The sequence below is a fragment of the Plesiocystis pacifica SIR-1 genome, assembly GCF_000170895.1.
Taxonomy (GTDB): Bacteria; Myxococcota_A; Polyangia; order Nannocystales; family Nannocystaceae; genus Plesiocystis; species Plesiocystis pacifica.
In genome coordinates, this window is the sequence record NZ_ABCS01000004.1 from 110,836 (window position 1) to 133,739 (window position 22,904).

A 22,904-nucleotide genomic window follows, 5' to 3' on the forward strand; every position below is an offset into this window, starting at 1 on the left:
CCGGCCGCGAGGGCCGGTCCTTTTTTCGTGTCGCCCGCCCACCGCCGAAGCGGGAGCGGGCGCGGGGCTCACTGCGGGTTGATGACCTGGAGCTTGAGGCCGCCGGGGTAGCCGTAGCTGGTCGCCGGGGAGTAGCCGACGGACACGATGCCGAAGGGCTGGTCCGAGTTGGCGAAGTGCGTGCCTTCCTGGTTGAGCGGGTAGTCGGCGACCTCGAAGGTGCCGACGGTGTAGTAGTCGCCCACGACCTGGCCGTCGACGAGCACGTCCGCGCCGCCAGCGGGGCGGATGATCTGGACGTAGTGCGTGGGGTAGTCGGTGCCGGTCACGAAGGCGTAGGCGTCGAGGAACTGCTCCGTGGGCACGGACTGGATCTGCGAGGGGTCACCGTCGCCGGCGCCGCCCGTGGTGCCCTCCATGTACTGGACCGGGAGGAAGGGACCGTCGCCCGAGATGATGAAGCTCTCGGTGGTCGAGAACTGGTACCACTCGCCCTTGTTCAGGGTCAGCGGGAAGCCAGCCTGGACCGGGTCGGTGTTGATCTGCACGCCGTCCTCACCGCCGTAGACGCGCCAGTGGAAGTCCTCGTTGCCCGAGCGGTAGGGGACGTGGGCGCCGACGTACTCCTGACCCCAGTACTCGAGGGGCAGGTTGGCCTCCTCCATGTGGTCGCAGTAGAGGGTGCCGTTGTTGGGCACGTTGGCGCACTCGGTCGCGCCGACCAGCCACAGCGGGCCGTCCGACTCGACCACGGTGCCCGAGACGTCGCCGCCGTTTTGCTGCTGGACCACGACGTTGAGGGTGTCGTAGCGGTTGAGCATCACCGAGGTGCTGCCGCCCGCGTTGAGGGCCGTGACCCCGCCGCCGCCGGCGGTGGCCTCGGGCACGGTGAAGTTGACCGTGGTGCCGTCGGTGACCGCGATGGCCGTGAAGTAGCTGGGGTAGTTGCCGACCGTCGCGGGGTAGGAGTTGACGACGTAGTTGCCGGTCAGGGCGTGCTCGGGGAGCAGCATGGACGCGTCGTTGGTGAACACCGAGCCGATCGGCGAGTGCTGGTAGGCGACGATCGGGATGTCGGTCTCGACGCGGTAGACACCGCCGTTGCGGATCGTGGTCTGGCTCTCGATCTGCGCGTTGGTCAGGGTGAAGGTGTAGGTGCCCTCGGGCGGGATGTTGACCGGGGCGCCCTGGGCCTGCTCGACGTTCGAGCCGTTGGGCACGAAGTAGAGCTGGGCCGACACGGTCTTGACCGAGTCGATGTTGCCGACCACGAGCGAGTCGTTGTCGCCCGGGTTGTAGTTGTCCATGCGGTTGGCGAAGAAGGAGCAGCCGATGGAGCTGGGCTCGGCCTCGACCGCGTCGCACAGCGGGATGCACACGCCGTTTTGACAGGTCTCGGTCGGGTCACAGGGGACGGGGTCGCCGAACTCCGAGCCGTCGTCGACGCAGGTCTGCGTGTTGTCGGCGTCGAAGCAGATCGTCAGACCGGGCTCGCAGAAGGTGCCCTCGTCCTCGGTGGTGGTATCGGTAGTGTCCGCGGTGTCGTCGGCGGTCGTGTCCGCGGTGGTGTCGTCCGCGGTGGTGTCGTCAGCGGTGGTGTCGTCCGCGGTGGTGTCGTCGGCGGTGGTATCGTCGGCCGTGGTGTCCGCGGTGGTGTCGTCAGCCGTGGTGTCGTCGGCCGTTTCCGAGCTGCCTTCCATCGTGCCGGACTCCTCACCGGTCTCGGTGGTGGTGTCATCAGCAGATTCGTCGACGGTCTCGGTGGCACCGATCTCGTCTTGACCGCCGTCGGCCTCGTCGACGACGTCATCGGTACAGCCGGTGCTCAGGGCGGCGATGGAAAGGAGGGGGAGACTAATTTCGAGCCAGGTCTTACGCATCTCGCCGGCATTATCACTGACGAGTGCATTGCGCAGGGAGCTTTTTAGCGACGCAGACGCACGTTTGTTACGGGCAGGTATGTGAAAAGAAAGATCCGTTGTGATGCTTTTGGCAGTTTGCCCTGATCGCCCGACCGAAGGGTCGGGATGGAGATCACAGACGCGGGAGATTTCGCGCTGGAAGGCTCATAAAGCGAGTGAGCGCGGCCAAGGACGCTGTCATGTCCAGTCCCCCGTGGTACCGTGTTTTGGCTAGGCGCCGAGTTCGGCAAAGCCCCGCGCCTCGCTTCACTCCAGCCCGCTCTCCCCCCCGCCATGGCCGCATACGAAGACGACGAGGACTCCGTCTTCCCGATCGAGTCGGACGCCGACATCAGCCACGCGCGCACGGTCATCCGTCAGATGTGTGGGCTCGTGGGGGTGCGGGGCTACGACGCCCAGAAGGTCGTGACCACGGTCAGCGAGCTCGCCCGCAACATCGCCCGCTACGTGGGCAAGGGCGAGATGCGCTTCGCCCTCGACACCGTCGAGCAGCGCATCGTGATCGTCGCGAAGGACGAGGGCCCGGGGATCCCCAACCTCGATGAGATCCTCGCCGGAAATTACAAGAGCCGCACCGGACTGGGTCGCGGACTCATCGGCTGCCGCAAGCTCGCCGACCACTTCGACATTCAAACCAGCGCACGGGGGACCCATGTGCGCGCGGAGTTTCGCTATGGCAAGTAACTCGAATCTGCACCGCGAGGAGACTCGGCGATGAGCATGGGCGAAAGCGTGACCTGCATCCCGCTCTGGGATTGCCTCCTCGTTCCCCTTCACGGCGACGTCAGCGACGTCCACGCCGACGCCCTGGTCACGGAGGTCCTCGAGCGGATCCAGCGTGACGAGTGCTTTGGCGTGCTCGTCGACCTGTCCGGCGTGTGGACCCTCGACAGCTACCTGTGCTCGGTGCTCGCGCGCCTGGCCCAGGCGGCGCGCTTGATGGGCGCCAAGACGGTGCTCTCGGGCATGCGCCCGGAGATCGCCATGACCCTCGAGGCGATGGGAATCGAGCTGCGCGGCATCGAGACCGTCGCCACCCTCGAGGACGCCCTGAGCTCCATGGGCATCACGCGCACGCGCGAGAGCAACAAGAGCAGCGGGCTCGAGCGGCTGGGAGAGCGCGAAGGTTGAACACCTCCGGCGAGAACGCGGCAGAGCTCGAGGCTCTGCGGGCGGAGCTCGCCGCACGTGACGCGGAGCTCCAGCAGCTCCGCACCGAGTTCGAGGAAGTTCAGACCCGCTTCGACCTGATCCTCGCGGCGACCAATGACGGCGTGTGGAACTGGCACCCGAACACCGGGGAGGTCCAGTTCTCCTCGCGCTGGAAGGGCATGCTCGGCTTCGAAGCGGACGAGCTCCCCGACACCACCGACAGCTTCTTTGGCCGGGTCCACCCCGAGGACCTGCCCCGGGTCGAGCTCGCCATCGATGCCCACCTGAGCCGGCGAGAGCCCTACGAGGTCGAGTTCCGCATGCGGTCCAAAGGCGGCGTCTGGCGGACGATCGTCGCGCGCGGCCAGGGCGAGTGGGACGAGGACGGTCAGGCGATTCGGATGGCGGGCACGCACACCGACGTGACCGAGCGGCGCCTGCAAGAGCGGGAGCGCGAGCGGGCCGCGGCGCTGATCGCCGAGCAGCGCGACACCATCAACGCGCTGGGCGTGCCGATCCTCCAGGTGTGGCGGGGGATCTTGTGCCTCCCGGTCATCGGCGCCGTCCACGACGAGCGCGCCAACTCGATGATCTCGACCTTGCTCGAGCGCGTGACCCAGTCGGAGACGCAGTTCGTGATCCTCGACCTGACCGCGGCCGAGTTCCACCCGCAGACGGCCCAGCACCTGTCGCGGATGAACCGCGCCCTGCTGCTCGTCGGCACGCGGATCATCTTCTGCGGCATCAGCCCCAAGATGGCGCTGACGCTGACGGACCTCGGCGTCGACCTGGGCGACGCGCCGACCTTCCGCGACCTCGACAACTCCCTGCGGGCCTGCCTGCTCTACATGCGCGAGATGGACGAGTAGCCCGTGCTCGTCGAGAGTCACATCCTGGGTCGGCCCAAGCCGGGGGAGGTCGTCAGCGGCGACGCCGGGGCGGTGCGCGTGCTCGACGAGGTGGTGTGGATGATGCTCGCCGACGGCCTCGGCCACGGCCCGCGGGCGGCCGAGGCCTCGCAGGCTGCGGTCGCGGCCTTCGGGGAGTTCGACGCCAGCACCTCCGTGGAGCGGGGGCTCAGCCGCATGCACGAGCGGACCCAGGGGACCCGGGGCGCCGCCGTGGTGCTCGCGCGCTTCGACGCCAAGGGCATGCACGTCGCCGGGGTCGGCAACGTGGAGCTGCGCGCGCTGTCCGGCCCCAGCCTGCCCTTCGTGCCGACCAACGGCATCCTCGGCGGGCGCATGCCCAAGCCGCGCGCTTACTTCGTGCCGCTGAGCCCGGGCGTGCGGTTGCTGGCCTTCACCGACGGGATCCAGCGGCGCACGGAGCTGGCCGCGATGCTCCACCTCGACGGCGCCCGGCTGTGCCGCGAGCTCGTCGACAACCACAGCCTCAGCCGCGACGACGCCACGGTGGTCCACGTGACCTACCTTGGCGGGTAGGCGCCCGCCGAGCTGACGGCCGGGAGCTCGCGGGGTAGACCGGCGGGGCCCATGGCCGAGCCCGAACGCCCCGTCCCCGCCGGCGACTCCCCGCTGCGCAGCCTGTGGACCTACACCCGAGGCCACCGGCGCGCGGTCCTGTGGGCCTCGGCCTGCTCGGTGCTCAACAAGGTCTTCGACCTCGCGCCGCCCTTTTTGATCGGCATGGCCGTCGACGTGGTCGTGCGCCGGGAGGGCTCGCTGATCGGCGAGTGGTTCGGCGTCCACGACCTCATGGCTCAGCTGTGGCTGCTCGCCGGCCTCAACGTGGTCATCTGGGGGGCCGAGTCCGTGTTCGAGTACCTCTACCAGGTCGCGTGGCGGAACCTGGCCCAGACCATCCAGCACGAGGCCCGCCTCGACGGCTACGCCCACGTGCAGGAGCTCGAGCTGGCCTACTTCGAGGACCGCAGCACCGGCGGGCTGCTGGCGATCCTCAACGACGACATCAACCAGCTCGAGCGCTTCCTCGACCACGGGGCCAACTCGATGCTCCAGCTGGGCACCACGGTGCTCGCCGTGGGCGCGACCTTCTTCATCGTCGCCCCCGACGTGGCCACGCTCGCGGTCCTGCCCGTGCCGGTGATCTTGTGGGGCAGCTTTCGCTACCAGCGCAGCCTCGAGCCCCGCTACGCCGCGGTCCGCGAGCGGGTCAGCGAGCTCAACACCGCCCTGGCCAACAACCTCGCGGGCATCACCACGATCAAGGCCTTCACGGCCGAGGCCCGGGAGGTCGAGCGCCTCGACGGGGTCTCGCGGCGCTACGTCGAGGCCAACGCCGAGGCCATCCGGCTGAGCTCGGCCTTCGTGCCGATGATCCGCATGGCGATCCTGGTCGGCTTCGGGGCCACGCTGGTGCTCGGCGGGCACAAGGTGTTCGCCAACGAGCTCGAGGTCGGCAGCTACAGCCTGCTGGTGTTCCTGACCCAGCGCCTGCTGTGGCCGCTGACCCGGCTCGGGGAGACCTTCGACCAGTACCAGCGCGCCATGGCCTCGACCCGCCGGGTGCTCGGGCTGCTGCGCACGCCCGCGGCGATCGTGTCCGGGCCCGAGCGCCTGCCGGCGGTCCGCGGTGAGCTCCACTTCGACGGCGTCGACTTTGCCTACGGCGACGCGCGCGAGCGCGGCCCGATGGTGCTCACGAAGCTCGAGCTGCGCGTGCCGGCGACGCAGACCCACGCCGTGGTCGGCTCGACGGGCTCGGGCAAGTCGACCCTGGTCAAGCTGCTGCTGCGCCTCTACGACCCGACCGAGGGGGCGGTCCGCCTCGACGGGGTCGATCTGCGCGAGCTGGCCCTCGAGGACCTGCGCGGCTCGATCGGCCTGGTCAGCCAGGACGTCTACCTGTTCTCGGGGACGATCTACGAGAACATCGCCTACGGCCGCCCCGGAGCCGCGCGCGCCGAGGTCCTCGACGCCGCCCGCCTCGCCGACGTCGACAGCTTCGCCGCGCGCCTGCCCAAGGGCTACGACACCCTGGTCGGGGAGCGCGGCCAGAAGCTCAGCGGCGGGCAGCGCCAGCGCATCTCCATCGCCCGGGCGATCCTCCGCGACCCGGCCCTGCTGGTCCTCGACGAGGCCACGAGCGCCGTCGACAACGAGACCGAGGCGGCGATCCAGCGCTCCCTCGCCGAGGTCTCCCGCGGCCGCAGCACCCTGGTCATCGCCCACCGCCTGAGCACCGTTCGCCACGCCCACTGCATCCACGTGCTCGACGGCGGGCACATCGTCGAGCAGGGCCGGCACGAGGAGCTGCTGGCCCTCGACGGCATCTACGCGCGGCTGTGGCGGGTCCAGACCGGGGAGCGCGAGGCCGCCTAGGAGCCCGTTGGTCGCGACCTGGGGGACAGCGGTGGGGCGGGCCCTTATGATGGGCCGCAGACGACCAGAGCGACCATGGACGGCAAGCTCGACGATAGCGGCGGCGAGACCCTTCGAGCGCCCTCGAGGAAGCTGGACGAGACGATCCCGGCCGGCGCCGACACGGGCGCGTCGTCCTCGGACATGGCGCTCACGCCCACGCTGAGCGCGGACTCGGGCGGCGTCGGGCCGGCGCCCGAGGCCGTGCGCGTGACGACGGCGATCGGCCGCTTCGAGATCCTCCGTCAGCTCGGCGCCGGCGGCATGGGCGAGGTCTACCTGACCCGCGACCCCGAGCTCGATCGCAAGGTCGCGGTCAAGCTGCTGCACCCGCGCCTGCTCGACCCCTCGAGCCTCGCCCGCGCCAGCGAGCGCATGCGCGTCGAGGCTCGGGCCATGGCGCGGCTGAGCCACCCCAACGTCGTCACCATCTACGAGGTCGGCACCCACGAGGGCCAGCTCTACCTGGCCATGGAGTACGTCGAGGGCCCGAGCCTCGGGGGCTGGCTGAAGACCGAGCGCTCGCGGCGGGCGATCACCGAGGTGTTCTGCGCCGCCGGCGAGGGCCTGGCCGCGGCCCACGAGGCCGGCCTGGTCCACCGCGACTTCAAGCCCGACAACGTGCTCGTCGGCGACAACGGGGTGGTCAAGGTCACCGACTTCGGCGTGGCCAGCATGGTCCGCGAGTGGGACGAGGCCGGGGAGCTCGACTGCTCCGAGGACGGGACCCGGCCCGCGCCTTTGTACATGACCCGGACCGGCGAGCTCATGGGCACGCCGCTGTTCATGTCGCCCGAGCAGTTCGTGCGCGCGGCCACGGACGCGCGCAGCGATCAGTTCAGCTTCTGCGTCGCGCTGTACACCGCGCTCTTCGATCAGCGCCCCTTCGAGACCAGCAACTTCGCCCGGCTGATGCGGGCCGTGACCCTGGGCGAGCGCAGCCCCGTGCCCCCGGACCACGGCGTCCCGGCGCACGTCGTCGCGGCCCTCGATCGCGGGCTCCGGCGCGAGCCCGACGAGCGCTGGCCGAGCATGGTCGAGCTGATCGACGCGCTGCGCAGCGACCCCCGGCGACCCCGGGCGCGTCGACGCAAGCGCCTGGCCTGGGCCGTGGGCATCGGCGTGGTCGCGGCCGGGGCGGGCTTCGCCGCGGCCATCGAGCTCGGGGCGGGCTCCGACTCGGACTCGGCGGGCATCACCTGCGCCGAGCAGGTCGACGAGGCGATCGGGGACTACTGGACGGCGGAGTCGAGCCAGGCGATCCGCGCCCACTTTGGGGGCGAGGCCGCCGCGGCGCTGGTCGAGCGCCTGGACGGCTACGCCCAGGCGTGGCGCGAGGGCGGGGTGCAGGCCTGCGAGCGGCGCAACGTCGACCCCTTCGTGGCGCAGCGCCTGAGCTGCTTCGACGTCCGCCGCGAGGCCCTCGGCGATCTCCGCGACGAGCTCCTGGCGAGCGCGCCCGGCAACGCCGACGCGCGGGCCCTCGACCGCGCCCTCGAGGCCGCGGACGCGCTCCCGCCCATCGCCCGCTGCCTCGAGGGCAACTACCTGCGCGCGACCGAGCCCGTGCCCGACGACCCGACCAAGGAGCGCGAGGTGGGCCTGGCCCGCCGCGAGCTCGCCCGCCTCGACACCAAGCGGCGCCTGGGCGACGCCGACGAGGCCAGCGAGGGCCTCGGGGACCTGCGCGCGCGCGTCGAGGCCCTCGACTTCCCGGCGCTCTCGGCCGAGCTCACCCTGTTCGAGGCCCGCCTCGCCCTCGACCTCGACCGCACCGACGAGGCCGACGCGAAGTTCAAGGCCGCCTACCTCGCGGCCGAGGCCGCCGGGCACGCGGCCCTGGTCCGCGAGGCCGGCATCGCCCGCTTGCCGATCATGAGCCAGCGCGCGGCGAGCCTCGAGGCCCTCGACTCCTGGGCCGAGATCGTCGAGGCCAAGCTCGAGCGCGGCGGCGAGCCGCTCGAGTGGGCCAACTTCCACGCCGCGATGTTCGAGGTCGAGACCGCCCGCGGGGCCATGGAGGCCGCGCGCCACCACGGCGAGGAGGCCCTGCGCCTGCGCGAGGAGGTGCTCGGGCCCGAGCACGTGCGCGTGGCCGAGTCCCTGAGCAGCCTCAGCTACAACGCCCTGGTCCTCGGCCGCCACGACCACGGCCAGTCCCTGGCCGAGCGCGCCCTCGACATCCTCGACGGCCAGCGCCGACCCTCGCACCGCCTCGTGCTCGCGGCCCGCCGCAACCTCGCGCGCCACTTCATGGCCCGGCGCGAGATGGAGCGGGCGCTCGAGGTCCACGTCGAGACCCTGCGCCTGGCCGAGGCCGAGTTCGGCCCCGAGCACAGCCAGGTCGCCGAGGAGCTCATGTCGATGGGCGGCATCTACCTCAACCTCGGCAAGCTGCCCGAGGCCCGCGCGCACCTCGAGCGGGCCCTGGCCATCCACGAGCGCGTGTTCGGCCCCGAGCACATGCGCGTGGCCGCTGATCTGAGCATGCTCGGCATGGTCGTGCTGCGTCAGGGCGAGCCGCAGACCGGCATCGAGCACCTCGAGCGGGCCCTGAAGCTCGGCGAGGGCCGGGAGGGGCGGGAGCTCGAGCGGGCGACGACGGCCAACTACCTCGGCCACGCCTACGGCGAGCTCGGCGACCTCGACGAAGCCGAGCGCTACATGCTCGAGGCCGCGGGCATCCTCGACGCCAAGCTCGGCCCGGAGGCGGCCCAGAGCGTGACCTACTACAGCAACGTCGCCGACATCTACGTCGACAAGAAGGACGGCGCCAAGGCCCTCGAGTGGGCCGAGCGGGCCACGCAGACCGCCCAGGCCCACTACCCCGAGGCCAGCGCGAAGGTGGCGGTCACTCAGCTGACCCTGGCCGACGCCCTCGTCGTCGCGGGCCGGGGGAAGCAAGCGCGCGGGTTGATCGAGCGCACCCGAGAGGAGCACGCGGCCTCGTCCGAGGCGAGCGAGGCCGTGCTCGCGCGCCTCGACGGGTGGCTCGCCGAACACTGAGAGATCGAGGCCAGCCCGCGGAGCTGGGCTGAGGCAAGCCCGGTGAGGTGCCCGATGGTGACCGACCCACCGTGTTACATTGGTGTCCGTGGGTCTGTCGGCGCTTCTCGAGCCCCCGACCTTCGCGGACCCGAGCCAGTCCCGTCGAGGCAAGCTCCTCTATCGGGTCCTGTCCTTCACATCTCCGCTGCTGGTCGTCCTGAGCGCCGTCACGACGCTCAACGGAGAGGTCGAGCTGGGCGCGCTCTACGGGGCCCAGCTCGTCGTCGTGATCATCGTGCTCGCGCTGCTGCGCCGCGACGGCTTCAAGCCCGCGGTCGGGCTGTTCTTGCTCTCGATCTGGCTGAGCTCCTCGCTGAACGTGCTCAGCTCGGGCGGGCTGGGCAGCTCGGCGACGGGCTCGTTCGTGATCATCGTGCTGTGCGCGGGCTTCTTCTGGGACGTCCGCGCGGCGCTGGTGTTCGTGGTCCTGTCGGGCATGGCCGCCGGCGCGATGTTGGTGTGGGCCGACGCCCTGGGCCTGGCCTCGCCGCCAGGCTCGTCCATGGGTCGCTACTTCGGCGAGCTCATGGCGCAGCTGTTCACGGCCGCGCTCATCTTGCACTTCGCCCTGCGCTTCATCGCCGAGGCCGCGCGCAAGGAGCACCAGGCCCAGGCCGAGCTCCTCGTTCGGGCGGCCCAGCGCGAGCGGGACGTCGAGAAGCTCGAGGCCCTCGGGCGGCTCTCGGCCGGGGTCGCGCACGACTTCAACAACCTGCTCATGGCCATCTCCAGCACCATCGACCTGCTCGAGATCGAGGGCCGGGGCGCGACCGCGGAGGACTTTGGCAACCTGCGCGAGACGGTCGATCGAGCCACGCGCTTGAGCGCCGAGCTGCTGTGCGTGGGGCGAGACACCGCGCGCCCGCTCTCCGAGCTCGAGCTCGACGCCTTCGTCGGCTCGGTCGAGGCCTTGCTGTTCAGCCTGGCCGGGGAGGGGGTCGAGCTCCGCGTCGAGCTCGAGGCCCCTGGTCGCCGGATCCTCGCCGACCCCGGGGAGCTCGAGCGCGTGCTCACCAACCTGGTCGTGAACGCCCGCGACGCCATGGCGGGGCGCGGGCGCATGGTCGTCAGCACCTCGCTCGCGGAGCCCTACGTCTGCCTGAGCGTCGTCGACAGCGGCCCGGGCATGAGCGAGGAGGTCATCGCGCAGGCCTTCGAGCCCTTCTTCACCACCAAGGGCGAGCGCGGCACGGGGCTGGGCCTGGCGACCTGCCAGAGCATCGTGCGGCGCTACGGGGGGAGCATCGAGCTCGACGCTAGGCTCGGCGAGGGGACGCAGGTGCGGCTGCTCTTGCCGCTGTGCGGCGCGGGCTGAGGGGAAGGCGTGGCGCTGTGCCCGCTCGGTCGAAGTCTCGACCTCGGTGATGGTTCGGCTCAAGCCATCGTCAGCAGCTCGAAGAGCAGGTCGTCGAGCTTTCCCTCGTCGACCTGGACCGGCAGCGGGCTGGCGATCACGACCTCACGCATGACGCGTTCGAGCCCCTTGGCCTCGCCGACGAGGGCCTCGTAGGGCAGCTTCCCGTCGCGAATGGCGAGGAGCTCCTCGGCGTCGTCTCGGTGGATGCGGACTCGACCGTCGCGGAGAATCTCCACGGCCATGCGCAGCAGCCGGATGAGGTGCATGCCGTGCTTGGTGTCGTAGCCGTGGGCGGCCTCGAGGGCGGCGCGCTTGGGGTTGCGCTCCTTTTGCCAGCGCTGGAACTGCTGCCAGTGCTTGCGCGCGCCCTGGTAGCGCCGCTCTTGGCGGAGCAGGTGGAGCACGTCGGCGCCCAGGCCCACGCGCGCGCCGGCGATGCGGGCGACCTCTTCGTCGAGGCTGTCGTCGTCGACCGGGTCCGCGCCCGGGCTGCGGCTGGCCGCGACCACCGAGTCCAAGGTGGCCCCCGCGGCCAGGGCCGCCGACCAAAACTCGCGCAGGCGCTCGCGCAGCACGTCGCGCTCGGCCGAGGGCAGCTCGATCGCCTCGTCGACGGTCCAGCCCCGGATGATCTTGGCGATGGCCTCCTCGATGCGGTTGCGATCGTCGGCGGACAGCGTGCTGGTCTCGGGCAGGTCGAACTCGGCCCGGGTCGGCGCGGCCTTGGGCGGGTGCAAGAGCCACTCGCGGTGCCGCTGGATCCGCTTGAGCTGGCCCTGGGCGTAGCCCGAGTAGGTGTGGCGCACCCGCTGAGACAAGAACAGCTCCCGGCGCCCGCGCAGCGCCTCGAACACCGGCGTCGCAAACAGCACCTCGCGGTCGTCCATGAACAGCAGCTCGAACATGTTCGGGTTGCTCTGGGCGCACAGGTGCACGACCTTGGCGAGGTCGAAGATCACCACGTCCGGCACCGGGTCGTGCTCGAGGCTCGGCCCGGCGCTGGGGTGCGCCCGGGCGCGCTCCATGGCCGCGGCGTAGTTCGGGCCCAGGGGCGGGCCGGCGGCCTCGGGGTGCTCGTGGCCGAGCCAGGAGAACTGCTCGAAGTGGGTGCGGAAGGACAGGCGCGCGGGCAGGGGCGCGACGCAGCAGCCGCGCAGGTCCACGTCGGAGCCGGCCCGGGCCGTGCCGTAGGCGTGGGAGCCCGCGAGGCCCAGGAACGCGAGGTGGGCGTCGACGTCGAAGGGAGCCGTCACGCGGGCAGCCTAGCAAGGGCGCCAGGGCCGTCGAGAGAGTGAGAAAAAACTCACAAGTCGTGACGGGCACGGCTCGAAACGGATGGTGGTCGGGTGGAACCGCCCGTCGAGAGGCGAGCACCCCCATGATGCGAAACAACCCAGCCAATCCCCCCCATCGTCCAAGGACCGCGCTACGGCGAGCCTGCCTCGCGCTCAGCTTGGGCGCCTTCGCGTGCGTGGGCCTGGGCGCTTGCAAGGCCTTCGTGCCCACGGCCACGGCCGAGCTCGTCGGCAACCCCGTGCTCGTCGGCCCGGTCACGCGCCTGGGCGGCGAGCAGACGGCGACCGCCGGGGAGCCGAGCTTCGAGGTCGAGATCAAGATGGGCGCGACCTCCATCGCCACCGGCGGCGGCGGGACGAACTCGCAAGGCGGCAGGCAGGGCACGGACTCGGTCACCATCGTCGAGGCCGACACCAAGTCGAGGCTGGACTCCGAGATCATGGAGCAGACCCAGATGGACGAGAGCCTGGGGGTGAAGATCACCCGCCTCGAGGCCCTGGGCCGCTACTGGTGGGGGATCGCCGCGGCTGGGATCAACCAGGAACTGACCGTCGAGGGCAACACCTACCCCGCTCGGGACTGAGCGCGAACGAGGAGCGACATGATGCACGATTCAAGGATTCTTCCCTCGAACTCCAGGCGCTTCGCGTCCCTGGCTGTCTCGGCGACCCTCCTGAGCGCGAGCGCGTGCGCGGGCTCGAAGGCGGAGGTCGGCTTCGACGGCACGACCGTGCCGGTCTCGATGTCGAGCGCCCTGCACGACGAGGCGGGGGAGCTCGTCGACAGCGAGGACTACCGCGTGGTTCGCCACTTCGAGACCGAAGAAAAGAAGAGCTGGGCGATCCTGTACACGGGCGTGCGCTTTCAAAAGCGCCTCGACTTCTCCGAGGAGGTCAACGCCGCGGTGTCCAAGGGCGAGGGCGAGGGCGTGGTCAACCTCGAGGTCTCGGCCAAGAGCTGCGGCATCAACATGGTCATCCCGATGATCCTGCTCCCCTTTTGGCCGGGCTGCGTGAAGGTGTGGGTGAGCGGCGACGTGATGACCCGCGAGGGCGTGTCCGTGGCCGCCAACGACCTCGAAGAGGGGACCTGGGACGAGAGCTCGCCCGTGCCCGAGGTGCCCGCGGCCCTCAGCCCCGATGAGATGGAGGAGACGGAGGAGACCCCCGAGGGCGAGGCCTCGCCCGAGTCCGTGGACGGGGGAGCGCTCTAGGTGGCTGGCCGGGCGCCCTCCCGAGTTCGCGCGCCCGCGCTGGCGTTCGCAGCCGCGCTGCTGTCCGGCGCCTGCGCCTCGTCGACGGTGGTGATCCCCGAGCTGAGCGAGGCCGAGCGGGCCGTGCAGGTCGTCGCCGCGACCCCCGACTCGACCAAGTGGCTCCGCGACAACTGCGAGTTCAAGGTCATGGAGGAGTTCCAGGGGGACCTGGTGCTGCGCAAGCGGGCCGTGCAGATCGGCGCGAACGTGGGCGCGGTGCTCGACGAGTCCGTGCACTCCGTGGCGACCAAGACCCACGTCGGCACGAGCAGCTTCGTGCGCTACGGCCGGACGGACTGGCACAGCTCGAAGGCCCTGCTCTACGCCTGCGACCCGAGCCAGGACGAGCTGTTCTTGGTGATCCGCTAGCGCGTCGCCGCGACCAGCTGCTCGCGCAGCCACTGGTGCCCCGGGTCCTCGGACAAGCGCTGGTGCCAGGTCATGTCCACGCTGTGCTCGGGCAGGGGCAGAGGCGGCGCCACGCAGACCAGCCCGAGGTGCCCGACCACGGCCTCGAGGGAGGCCGGCGCCGTCAGGATGAGATCGCTGCTGGCGGCCACGACCGGGGCCGTGGCGAAGCTCGACACCCGCACGGCGACCGTCCGCTGCTCGTCCTGCTCGGCGAGCACGACGTCGACGATGCCCTGCCCGCGCCCGGTGGGCGAGACCATCACGTGGGAGGCGGCCAAAAAGCGCGGCAGGCTGAGGCGGCCGCGCTTGGTCAGGGCCGGGTGCCCCGCGCGGACGAAGCAGCGCCAGCCGTCGCGGAGCAGCACGCGGCGCATCAACCCGGGCTGCGCCGGCTGCTCGCGCCCGTCGAGCATGCGGGCCGTGATCGCGAGATCGAGCTCGCCGGTCTCGAGCTGGTCGGCGAGCTGCCGGGGCGCGACGTGGGCGAGGGTGACGCTCAGTCGGCCCGCGCTCGCGCCGAAGCCGGCGATCAACCGGGGGAGGTAGAGCAGCTCGAACAGGTCCGGCCCCGTGAGTCGAAAGTGGCGCTCGCTCGTCGCCGGATCGAAGCCCTCGGGATCGGCGAGGGCGCGCTGCAGCGTGGTCAGGCCCGTGCGGACCGGGGCGACGAGGGCCGCGGCCCGAGGCGTCAGCGCCATCCCGCCCCGGGTGCGCACGAGCAGCTCGTCCTCGAGCACGCCCCGGAGCCGGCGCAAGGTGTGGCTCATGGCCGACTGGGTGACGCCGAGGCGGGCGGCGGCCCGGGTCACGCTGCGCTCTTCGGCGAGCACGTCGAAGGCGACGAGCAGGTTGAGGTCGAGCTGCGCGAGCTCGTCGACATGAATGGTTCTCATGCGAGCATGAACTTACATCGTTTGGATCATGCCTGCCACGGGCCCATGGTGAAGCCATGAACGAGCCCGAGACCTCCTCCGACGGTCGACCAAAACGAGTTCTGGTCGACCCTCTGTCTACTTTAGACGTCGTGGACGATGCCACGCCCTCCCTGCCCCACGTCCACGACTCCATCATCGTGTTTGGCGCCACCGGCTCCGTCGGCCAGCTCATCGTCCGCCAGGCCCTCGCGCGTGGCCACGACGTCACGGCCTTTTGCCGCAACCCCGCGCGCCTCGAGCTCGATCACCCCAAGCTGCGGACCATCGCCGGCGACGCCCTCGACGCGGGGGCGGTCAGCCGGGCCATCGCGGGTCACGACGCCGTGCTGGTCGCCCTCGGGGCGCCGCTGCGTGACCGCTCGGGCCTGCGCACCCACGGCACCCAGGCGATCGTCGCCGGCATGCGAGAGCGTGGCGTCGAGCGCCTGGTGTGCCTGTCGGTCATGGGCCTCGGCGACACCTGGAACAACCTGCCGCTGGCGTACAAGGCCGTGGTCATCCCCATCCTCCTCGGCCGCGTGGTCGCGGATCACCGGGGGCAGGAGGCGGTGATCCTGGACAGCGGGCTCAACTACACGATCGTGCGCCCGCCCAACCTCAGCGACGAGCCAGGCACCGGGCGACCGCGCCACGGCTTCTCCGGCGATGCCGGCCGCGTGAGCATGCACGTCCCGCGGGCCGACGTCGCCAGCTTCATGCTCGACCAGCTCGCCGCGCCGACTTACGAGCACGAATGCGTGGCGATTACCGGCAGCTGAGCCCGGTCAATTTTAGCCGCCGTGGGCGACGGTCCTGGCTCCAGCCGTGCGATGATGCCGACATGGAGCGCGTCCAAGGTATCGGCGGCATCTTCTTCAAGGCACGGGACCCCAAGGCCCTCGCGCAGTGGTACGCCGAGCACCTCGGGGTCCCAACCCAAGACTGGGGCGGCGCCGTATTTCCCTGGGCACAACAGGCCGACGCCGACCAGGCCTACACGGTGTGGACGCCCTTCGCCGCTGACACCGAGTATTTCTCGCCGAGCGAGGCGAGCTTCATGATCAACTTCCGCGTCCGCGATCTCGACGCGATGCTCGCCCAGGTCGCGGCTGCGGGTGCGACCGTGATGGAGAAAAGGGAGCGATCGGAGTTCGGCGCGTTTGGCTGGTTTCTCGATCCCGAGGGCAACAAGGTGGAGCTGTGGGAGCCGCCGGCGGCGACCCCCACCTAGCTTCGCGCGGTGACCGCTGTGTCGCGCGGCGCCCGAAGGCGGTCGATGCCGGCCCCTAGGGTGGGCTGGCGCATACTCGAGACGCGGCCCCGTGCCTTGGAATTGCCCAGCGGCGAGGCTATACCCGCGGAATCTGATGGCCCGTCGCAAGCTCGAAGCTGCACTCCTCTCCCTGTCCATCCTCATCGCCGTGGCGCCGGGCTGTGGTGGTTCGCTCGCTCGCGCTCAAGATGCGCTGACCGTCGGCGACGAGACCACCGCGGAGGAGCAGCTGCGCAAGGCTCTCAAGTCCAGCTCGACGCAGGCGGAGGCCTCGCGCCTGCTCTCGGTCCTGCTCACCCAGCAGGCCGAGGACATCGCGGCCAAGGACCCCAAGGGCGCCGAGGCGAAGTTCACCGAGGCCATGAAGCTCGACGCGCGCAACGAGGAGGCCCGCTTGGGTCTGGCTCGCCTGTTCATGAAGCGCGGCTTCATGGACGACGCCCGCAAGCTGCTCGAGGTCGCCGACTGCCACGGCTGCGGCCGGTTGATGGGCATGATGCTCCACGACCAGGGCGACCGCGCCATCCAGACCGGCGAGTTCGTCACGGCTCAGGCCGCCTATCAGGAAGCCTGGGAGCTCGGCAACGACCCCGCCGACGCCCTCGGCCTGGTCCAGTGCGCGCTGATGGTCCAGCCCGCGGACCTCGACAAGGCCAAGGCCATGCTCCAGGCCTCCGCGGAGCTCATCTCCCGCGGCCAGGTCGAGCTCGAGCAGAAGTTCCAGGAGCAGCGCATCCAGCTGCTCCAAGCCAGCGCCGCCGCGGGCAACACCGACCTGGTCGAGGAGGTGTTCCGGATCCGCACCGCCAGCCTTCAGGAGGAGCCGGAGTTCGACCTGCGCTTCAAGATCTCCCAGGCCCAGTTCCGCAACGGCGACTCGACCCCCGCGATTCAGCGCATCTCTTCGCTGCTCGAGAAGTCCGGCCAGTACCTCGAGCCGACCCAGCGCGAGGTCATGGGCGCGGCCCTGGTCGTGATGTACGGCGCGCGCGCGGCCCAGAACCTCAGCGCGGGCGACCCCGTCGGCGCGGCCAAGGACATCGGCGCGGGCCTCAAGCTCGACCCCGACAACAGCCGCCTCAAGTTCCAGCAGATCCTGGCCATCGCCGCCAACGGCCGCCTGCCCCTGGCCTTCAAGAAGCTCGGCGAGATGCGCAAGGGCGACGACCACGACCAGGTCGCCGCGATCTTGTGGTCGATGCAGGCCATGGCCTACATCGACGAGGGCAAGCTGGCCAAGGCCGAGTCCGCGCTCGAGAGCGCCGAGGGCTACGTCGCCAGCAACCCGGAGCTGCACCTCGCTCAGGCGATGATCCTGGCCGAGACCCGCTCCGACGACCTCAAGAAGTCCGAGCTCCAGGAGGCCCGGGACATCGCCGGCTTCAAGTACCCCTCGGGCCGCGTCAACCAGGTCCCCGGCGCCCTCGCCCACCTCGCCCGGGCCGAGGCCCTCAAGGTCGAGCAGGGCGTGCTGCACCCCTGGCGCGGCGGCGGCTTCGACAAGCGGGTCACCGACCTGCGCGCCAAGCTGGCCTTCTACCCCTACGCCGTGCAGTGGTACGAGGGTAAAAAGGGCGGCCTCGTCGAGCTCGTGTCCAAGGGCGGCCAGCAAGAGGTCGAGTTCAAGGGCCCGCGCTGGCTCAAGGGCACGGCCATCACCTCGCCCGACAACTCCGCCGAGGTCCAGGTGCCCAACGTCGGCATCGTCTACTTCGAGTACGGCGGCGCGACCAAGGGCGTCCTGGTCGAGCGCCACGCCCACATCATCGTCGAGCTCTGAACCTTCGGCTCGACCTCGAAAGGGAGCGGCCGCGGCTGCTCCCTTTTCAATTGTGGGTGGCTCGACGCTCGCGCCGGAGCTCGCGGACCTGGTCGAGGACGAACAGGCCCACCCCGCTCCAGATCGCCCCGAAGGCCACCGCGTGGCCCGAGGTGAAGGTCTCGCCGAACAGGAGCACGGCGAACAGGAAGTGGGTCGTCGGCGTGATGTACTGGATGAAGCCGATGACGTAGAGGGGCAGGCGTCGGGCCGCGCCGGTGAACCACAGGACCGGGAAGGCCGTGGCTGGACCCGTGGCGAGCAGCAGGAGCGTCGTCTTCCAGTCGACGGATAGGAAGTGGCCGCCGTCGCCAGACCCGAGCTCGATCCAGCCCAGCACCGCGAGGCAGGGGAGGGCGAGGAGGGCGGTCTCGATGGTGTTGCCTGGTAGCGCCTCGACCTCGGCGGTCTTGCGGGTGAGGCCGTAGAAGCCGAAGGCGAGGGCTACGGTCACGCCGATCCACGGGAGCTCGCCGGCGCCGATGACCATCAACGCCACGCCGAGGGCGGCCGCTCCCACGGCGCACCACTGGAGCGGGCGGAGGCGTTCGCGGAGCACGAACACGCCGAGCAGCATGCTGACGATGGGGTTGATGTAGTAGCCCAAGCTCGCGTGGAGGACCCGATCGGTGGCGACGGCGTAGACGAACACGAACCAGTTGATGGCGAGCAGGGTGGACGAGAGCAGGAGCCGGCGGCGGCGCGCTCGGTCGACGAAGGCCGCCTTCGCGGCGTTGAGATCCCCGCGCCAGGCCGCGAGGATCACGAACACCACGGCCGCCCAGATCACCCGATGCACGAGCTGCTCGCTCGCCGGGACGTGGTGTAATTGCTTCCAGAACAGCGCCAGGACCCCCCAGGAGCCATAAGCGGCCAACGCCAGCGTGAGCGGCGCGGGGCCGTTGGAGGGGCCATCGGCCTCGCTCGTGGGGGTCACGGGCGCACTATCGCAGAGTCCGCGCCAGAGTCACCCCCCGCAGTCAAACGACCCTCTGTCTATTTTAGTCGTCGTGGACGACGCCACACCCTCCCTGCCCCACGTCCGCGACTCAGAGGGTCGGCCAAAACGAGTTTTGCCCGACCCTCTGCTTATTTTAGCCGTCGTGGACAAGAGTGCTTGTCATCGCCATGTACGACGAGGCGTTGCTCGAGCTGCTCACCCTGGCCGAGGCTCGAGCGCGCGCGGAAGGGGCTGCGACGCAGGCCGAGGTCGCACAGGCGCGGGCCGAGTTGGCACCGAGGCTTCAGGCGCCGCGCGCTAGGTGAGGGCTGCGTCGGTGCCTGGTTGCCATGGCGCGCGACTCAGCCAGCTGACCCGATTGCGTGGGGCGGACGAGCGAAGTCGACGGCTCGAACCAGCCGCCCGGGTGCCATGCTCAGGCCCCAGCCGGAGCCGCCACTTTTCGATGTCAGTCGGCAGCGATGACCGGCAGCGCGGCCTCGTCACCGTCGACGTGGATCGCACAGCCCGACTTCTCGCGGATCTCCGCGACCGTCACCCCCGGCGCGATCTCGACGAGCTTGGCGCCCTCGGGCCCGAGGCGGAAGTAGCCCAGGTCCGTGACCAGCTCGTGGACGACGCCCTTGCCGGTCAGCGGCAGCTTGCACTGCTCGAGCAGCTTGGGCGCGCCGGCCTTGTTGCAGTGATCCATGGTCACGATCACCCGCTTGGCGCCGGCGACCAGGTCCATGGCGCCGCCCATGCCCTTGACCTTCTTGCCGGGGATCATCCAGTTGGCCAGGTCGCCGGCGCCGCTGACCTCCATGGCCCCGAGCACGCACAGGTCGAGGTGGCCGCCGCGGATCATCGCGAAGCTGTCGTGGCTGCCGAAGAAGCTGGCGCCGGCGATGGCGGTGACGGTCTGCTTGCCGGCGTTGATGAGGTCGGCGTCGACGTCGGCGTCGGCGGGGAAAGGGCCCATGCCGAGCAGGCCGTTTTCGCTGTGCAGGACGACCTGCATGCCCTCGGGGACGTGGTTGGCGATGCGCGTGGGCATGCCGATGCCGAGGTTGACGTAGAAGCCGTCGCGCAGCTCTTTGGCCACGCGCTTGACGATTTGATCGCGGGTCAAGGCCATGGCTCAGCCCTCCTTGGTCGTGCGGAATTCGATGGGCTTTTCGTAGGACGGACCTTGGATGATGCGGTCCACGAAGATGCCCGGGGTGTGGATGAAGTTGGGGTCGAGCTCGCCGGGTTCGACGAGCTCCTCGACCTCGGCGATGGTGACGGCGCCCGCCGTCGCCATGGCCTGGTTGAAGTTGTTCGCGGTGTAGCGATAGACGAGGTTGCCGTGGCGGTCGCCCTTCCACGCCTTGACGATGGCGAAGTCGGCCTTCAGCGGGGTCTCGAGCACGTACCAGCGCCCGTCGATCTCGCGGACCTCCTTGCCCTCGGCGATCGGGGTGCCGTAGCCGGTCGGCGTGTAGAAGCCGCCGATGCCGGCGCCGCCGGCCCGGATGCGCTCGGCGAGGGTGCCCTGGGGGACGAGGGTGACCTTCAGCTCGCCGGACAAGAACAGCCGCTCGAAGGTCTTGTTCTCCCCGACATAGGAGCCGGTCATGCTGCGGACCTGGCCGGCGTCGAGGAGGATGCCGAGGCCTTTGCCGTCGATGCCGCAGTTGTTGGAGATGACGTCGATGTCCTTGTGGCCGGCGGCGTGGATCGCCTGGATGAGGTTCTCCGGGTTGCCGCACAACCCGAAGCCTCCAGACATCAGGGCCATGCCGTCGTGCATGCCCTCGATCGCCGCGCTCGCGGAGGGAAAGGTCTTGTCCATGGAGGCAGAGTCTCTCACACGGGCCCTCATGTAGGTTGGGTTCGGTAGTCTGCGTGTGACGCCTCGTGTCAGCATTTGTGGCCCGAAGCCGGACGATCTCCCCTCCCGCCGAGGTGTCCCGGATCCGGACGGTCTGAGGCCTTTCTCGCGCAAATATGCGCATGGAGGCCAAAAACATGGTGTTTTCGAGAGCTCGCCGCGCTAGCGCGGCGAGAACACGTAGCCGACAATCACAACTCCACTGTGAGTAACGAGACACACCGATTCTTCAATGATGGACGCTTCGTCTCGATCCGCTGGATCGCTCCGAATCCGGACGTCGCGGTGGAGCTGGCGTACGAGGTCGAGCGCATCCATGACGAGGTCGGGGATCTGTTCTTCGCGCCCATCGTCGGCGTGGACTGTCCGCCCCCCGACCCGGCGACCCGCGAGGCGCTGCTGCAAGGACACGACGTCGTGTTCGAGTGCATCGACACCATGCGCTTCGTCATCCTGGGCAACTCCATCTCCCGCCGATTGATGCGCAGCGTGATGACGGCGATGACCCTGGCCACGGGCCTGCGGGGTCAGGGCTTCATCATCGAAAAGTCCATCCCGGCCATGGCCGGGGTCGCGGCTTCGGTCCTGGACATCAACGCGGATGATCTCGTCGACAAGCTCATCGCCGCGGGGATGGTGTCCCCAAAAGAAGCCGGCCGCCGTTGAGGCCGGCGCGCGCGCCTTCGCGTGGATGCGCGTGGGCGCCGCGGTACACTCGACCCATGCTTCGACCGATGTCTCGAGGGCGGACCCTCGCGTGGCCATCGTGCGCTCTGCTCGCCCTGAGCCTCGGCTGTCCGTCTGCGGACGACGCGGCGGAGGAGGGCGCGGACTCGACGGGGACCGACGAGGCCGAGACCACCGAGACAGACACGACGGACACGGGCACGGAGACGGCGGAGGACTCGTCGGGCTCGAGCGAGACCGACTCCAGCAGCGAGTCCTCGGAGGCGGAGTCGGAGTCGGAGTCGGAGTCGACGACCGGTGAGCTCCCGGCGGAGCCCTTTTGCTCGTCGGGGGGCTGGGATCCCGGTCGCACCGTCGCGCTGGTCGTCAACTTCGGGGACGACGAGCTGTCCTTGCTGCACGCCGACGGGACCACGACGGCCCTCGACACGGCCGGGGCCAGCTCGCTGACGGCGGGCGGGGCGGGGGAGTTCGTCTACTACGGCTACCGCACGGGGCCGGGGACCTACGTCAACCGCACGGTCGACCGCGACACGGGCACGCAGATCTGGGAGCTGGACAGCAGCTGGTGGCCGGTCAACCCGGCCTACGTGCACCCGAGCGGTCGCGTGGCCGTGGGCGCCTACCCCGACCGCAACGCCGAGAGCAGCTCGTGGATCGCCCTGTCGCCCGAGGGCATGGCGCTCACCGGGGTCGAGCCGCGGCTGGTCCAGAGCGTGGCCCGAGACGACGGCTGGGTGCTGACCGCGGGCCTGACCGACGTCGACTGGCGCCGCTGGGACGGCTCGCAGACCCTCGACCCGACCTACTTCACCCTCTTCGACACCGGCGGCGCGGTCACCAGCGCCGACGGCTCGATCCGCTACCCGGCCAAGGTCGACGGGGTGTTCAGCTTCGTGCGCGAGGAGCCGAACGCGCCCGAGGTCTTCCCCGTGCCCGAGGCCCAGGCCCTCGAGGACATGGGCTGGTTCATCGACCGCTTCGACTTCGCCGGGGACTGGTTCATGGCCACGGCCTACGACGGCCAGTCCGAGGACAAGGCGGGCTTTTTGGTCACGCCCGAGGGCGGGGTCATCGACGTCTCCGACCTGCCCACCCCCGAGGGCCTGGAGCTGTTCGACTTCGACGCCAACGAGGACGCCATCGACGACCAGGGCCGGCTGTTCCGCATGTTCCGGGACGGCGGCAGCGCCTGGGTGTGGATGTACGAGCCGGCCGTGGACCTGGGCGGCCCGGGCCAGCCCCTGGGCGCGCCCATCACCGAGGCGGTCAGCGGCCGGCTCGAGTCGAGGGCGCCCGGGGTGGTGTCGCTGTGGGTGTCGAGCGGCGGCGGAGATTGGACGGGCGCGCCCGCGGAGGCGTTGGCCGGTCCGTCCTTGCAGGTGATCTACGCCCCCGACGGGGACACCGAGTCGGTCTACCTGCCCTACGGGGGCGAGCCGGATCCGAACGGCTTTTCGTTCAACAACGGACGCTTCGGCGCCGACGGGAAGTGCGTGGCGCACCCGCCCGTCGATGACCTCGAGGGCAACTGGCTGATCCACGACTTCGCCCTCGACGAGACGGTGACGGTGGCGCGGCCTGGCTTCGTGATCTGGCTGTGAGTCAGG

General features: G+C 70.2%; 21 protein-coding genes. 15 read left to right on the top strand and 6 right to left on the bottom strand.

The features are described from left to right. Positions 1-68: 68 nt before the first annotated feature. On the bottom strand, positions 69-1,880 hold the full coding sequence (locus PPSIR1_RS47325) for an IgGFc-binding protein (RefSeq protein WP_006969584.1): 1,812 nt from the start codon (positions 1,878-1,880) through the stop codon (positions 69-71). Positions 1,881-2,195: 315 nt separating this feature from the next. On the opposite strand from PPSIR1_RS47325, the gene PPSIR1_RS03415 reads away from it, so the two are divergent. The 7 genes from PPSIR1_RS03415 to PPSIR1_RS41705 all read left to right on the top strand — a co-directional run bounded on the left by PPSIR1_RS03415 (position 2,196) and on the right by PPSIR1_RS41705 (position 10,781). Next, positions 2,196-2,606 (top strand): ATP-binding protein, encoded by a 411-nt coding sequence (locus tag PPSIR1_RS03415; protein WP_006969585.1) that lies wholly within the window; start codon positions 2,196-2,198, stop codon positions 2,604-2,606. A gap of 30 nt (positions 2,607-2,636) precedes the next feature. Further along, positions 2,637-3,053, top strand: coding sequence for an STAS domain-containing protein (locus tag PPSIR1_RS03420; protein ID WP_006969586.1), 417 nt, complete (start codon positions 2,637-2,639; stop codon positions 3,051-3,053). Beyond that, entirely contained in the window at positions 3,050-3,943 is an 894-nt protein-coding gene (locus PPSIR1_RS03425; protein WP_006969587.1) for a PAS domain-containing protein, read from the top strand. The genes PPSIR1_RS03420 and PPSIR1_RS03425 overlap by 4 nt, the downstream gene beginning before the upstream one ends. Positions 3,944-3,946: 3 nt before the next feature. Beyond that, complete coding sequence (locus tag PPSIR1_RS03430) at positions 3,947-4,519, top strand: SpoIIE family protein phosphatase (RefSeq protein ID WP_006969588.1); 573 nt, start codon at positions 3,947-3,949, stop codon at positions 4,517-4,519. A 51-nt stretch (positions 4,520-4,570) separates the two neighbouring features. Next, entirely contained in the window at positions 4,571-6,379 is a 1,809-nt protein-coding gene (locus tag PPSIR1_RS03435) for an ABC transporter ATP-binding protein (protein ID WP_006969589.1), read from the top strand. A 75-nt stretch (positions 6,380-6,454) separates the two neighbouring features. Then, positions 6,455-9,424 carry a serine/threonine-protein kinase gene (locus tag PPSIR1_RS03440; protein ID WP_006969590.1) on the top strand — a complete coding sequence of 990 codons (2,970 nt, stop codon included), beginning with the start codon at positions 6,455-6,457 and terminating at the stop codon, positions 9,422-9,424. A gap of 88 nt (positions 9,425-9,512) precedes the next feature. Further along, positions 9,513-10,781, top strand: coding sequence for a sensor histidine kinase (locus PPSIR1_RS41705; protein WP_006969591.1), 1,269 nt, complete (start codon positions 9,513-9,515; stop codon positions 10,779-10,781). Between the two features lie 59 nt (positions 10,782-10,840). Here the strand turns inward: PPSIR1_RS41705 and PPSIR1_RS03450 are convergent, their stop codons facing one another. After that, positions 10,841-12,076, bottom strand: a complete 1,236-nt coding sequence (locus PPSIR1_RS03450) for a DNA polymerase beta superfamily protein (protein WP_006969592.1) — start codon at positions 12,074-12,076, stop codon at positions 10,841-10,843. 200 nt (positions 12,077-12,276) lie between these two features. Here PPSIR1_RS03450 and PPSIR1_RS03455 point away from each other — a divergent pair, with 200 nt between their 5' ends. From PPSIR1_RS03455 to PPSIR1_RS03465, 3 genes are read left to right on the top strand one after another with little or no spacing between them, the layout of a single operon-like run. Continuing rightward, positions 12,277-12,702 carry a hypothetical protein gene (locus PPSIR1_RS03455; protein ID WP_006969593.1) on the top strand — a complete coding sequence of 142 codons (426 nt, stop codon included), beginning with the start codon at positions 12,277-12,279 and terminating at the stop codon, positions 12,700-12,702. An 18-nt stretch (positions 12,703-12,720) separates the two neighbouring features. Next, positions 12,721-13,332, top strand: a complete 612-nt coding sequence (locus PPSIR1_RS03460) for a hypothetical protein (RefSeq protein WP_006969594.1) — start codon at positions 12,721-12,723, stop codon at positions 13,330-13,332. Then, the gene (locus tag PPSIR1_RS03465) at positions 13,333-13,743 is read left to right on the top strand and encodes a hypothetical protein (protein WP_006969595.1); all 411 of its coding nucleotides are present in this window, start codon (positions 13,333-13,335) and stop codon (positions 13,741-13,743) included. Here the strand turns inward: PPSIR1_RS03465 and PPSIR1_RS03470 are convergent. Further along, on the bottom strand, positions 13,740-14,678 hold the full coding sequence (locus PPSIR1_RS03470; protein ID WP_006969596.1) for a LysR family transcriptional regulator: 939 nt from the start codon (positions 14,676-14,678) through the stop codon (positions 13,740-13,742). The two genes, PPSIR1_RS03465 and PPSIR1_RS03470, sit on opposite strands and share 4 nt — an antisense overlap. 131 nt (positions 14,679-14,809) lie before the next feature. Between PPSIR1_RS03470 and PPSIR1_RS03475 the strand changes: the two genes are divergently transcribed. The 3 genes from PPSIR1_RS03475 to PPSIR1_RS03485 all read left to right on the top strand — a co-directional run bounded on the left by PPSIR1_RS03475 (position 14,810) and on the right by PPSIR1_RS03485 (position 17,752). Then, positions 14,810-15,478: an NAD(P)-dependent oxidoreductase gene (locus tag PPSIR1_RS03475; RefSeq protein ID WP_006969597.1), complete on the top strand. Its 669-nt coding sequence runs from the start codon at positions 14,810-14,812 to the stop codon at positions 15,476-15,478. Between the two features lie 62 nt (positions 15,479-15,540). Next, positions 15,541-15,930, top strand: coding sequence for a VOC family protein (locus PPSIR1_RS03480; RefSeq protein ID WP_006969598.1), 390 nt, complete (start codon positions 15,541-15,543; stop codon positions 15,928-15,930). A 136-nt stretch (positions 15,931-16,066) separates the two neighbouring features. Then, positions 16,067-17,752 carry a tetratricopeptide repeat protein gene (locus PPSIR1_RS03485; RefSeq protein ID WP_006969599.1) on the top strand — a complete coding sequence of 562 codons (1,686 nt, stop codon included), beginning with the start codon at positions 16,067-16,069 and terminating at the stop codon, positions 17,750-17,752. A 46-nt stretch (positions 17,753-17,798) separates the two neighbouring features. On the opposite strand, the gene rarD is transcribed toward PPSIR1_RS03485, so the two are convergent. The 3 genes from rarD to PPSIR1_RS03500 all read right to left on the bottom strand — a co-directional run bounded on the left by rarD (position 17,799) and on the right by PPSIR1_RS03500 (position 20,568). Next, positions 17,799-18,728, bottom strand: coding sequence for an EamA family transporter RarD (gene rarD / locus PPSIR1_RS03490; protein ID WP_006969600.1), 930 nt, complete (start codon positions 18,726-18,728; stop codon positions 17,799-17,801). A 472-nt stretch (positions 18,729-19,200) separates the two neighbouring features. After that, positions 19,201-19,869 (bottom strand): 3-oxoacid CoA-transferase subunit B, encoded by a 669-nt coding sequence (locus PPSIR1_RS03495; protein WP_006969602.1) that lies wholly within the window; start codon positions 19,867-19,869, stop codon positions 19,201-19,203. Positions 19,870-19,872: 3 nt separating this feature from the next. Next, positions 19,873-20,568, bottom strand: a complete 696-nt coding sequence (locus PPSIR1_RS03500; protein WP_006969603.1) for a CoA transferase subunit A — start codon at positions 20,566-20,568, stop codon at positions 19,873-19,875. 324 nt (positions 20,569-20,892) lie between these two features. Between PPSIR1_RS03500 and PPSIR1_RS03505 the strand changes: the two genes are divergently transcribed. Both PPSIR1_RS03505 and PPSIR1_RS03510 read left to right on the top strand, forming a co-directional pair. After that, positions 20,893-21,273 (top strand): hypothetical protein, encoded by a 381-nt coding sequence (locus tag PPSIR1_RS03505; RefSeq protein ID WP_006969604.1) that lies wholly within the window; start codon positions 20,893-20,895, stop codon positions 21,271-21,273. A 56-nt stretch (positions 21,274-21,329) separates the two neighbouring features. Next, positions 21,330-22,898: a hypothetical protein gene (locus PPSIR1_RS03510; protein WP_157595162.1), complete on the top strand. Its 1,569-nt coding sequence runs from the start codon at positions 21,330-21,332 to the stop codon at positions 22,896-22,898. Positions 22,899-22,904 lie beyond the last annotated feature (6 nt).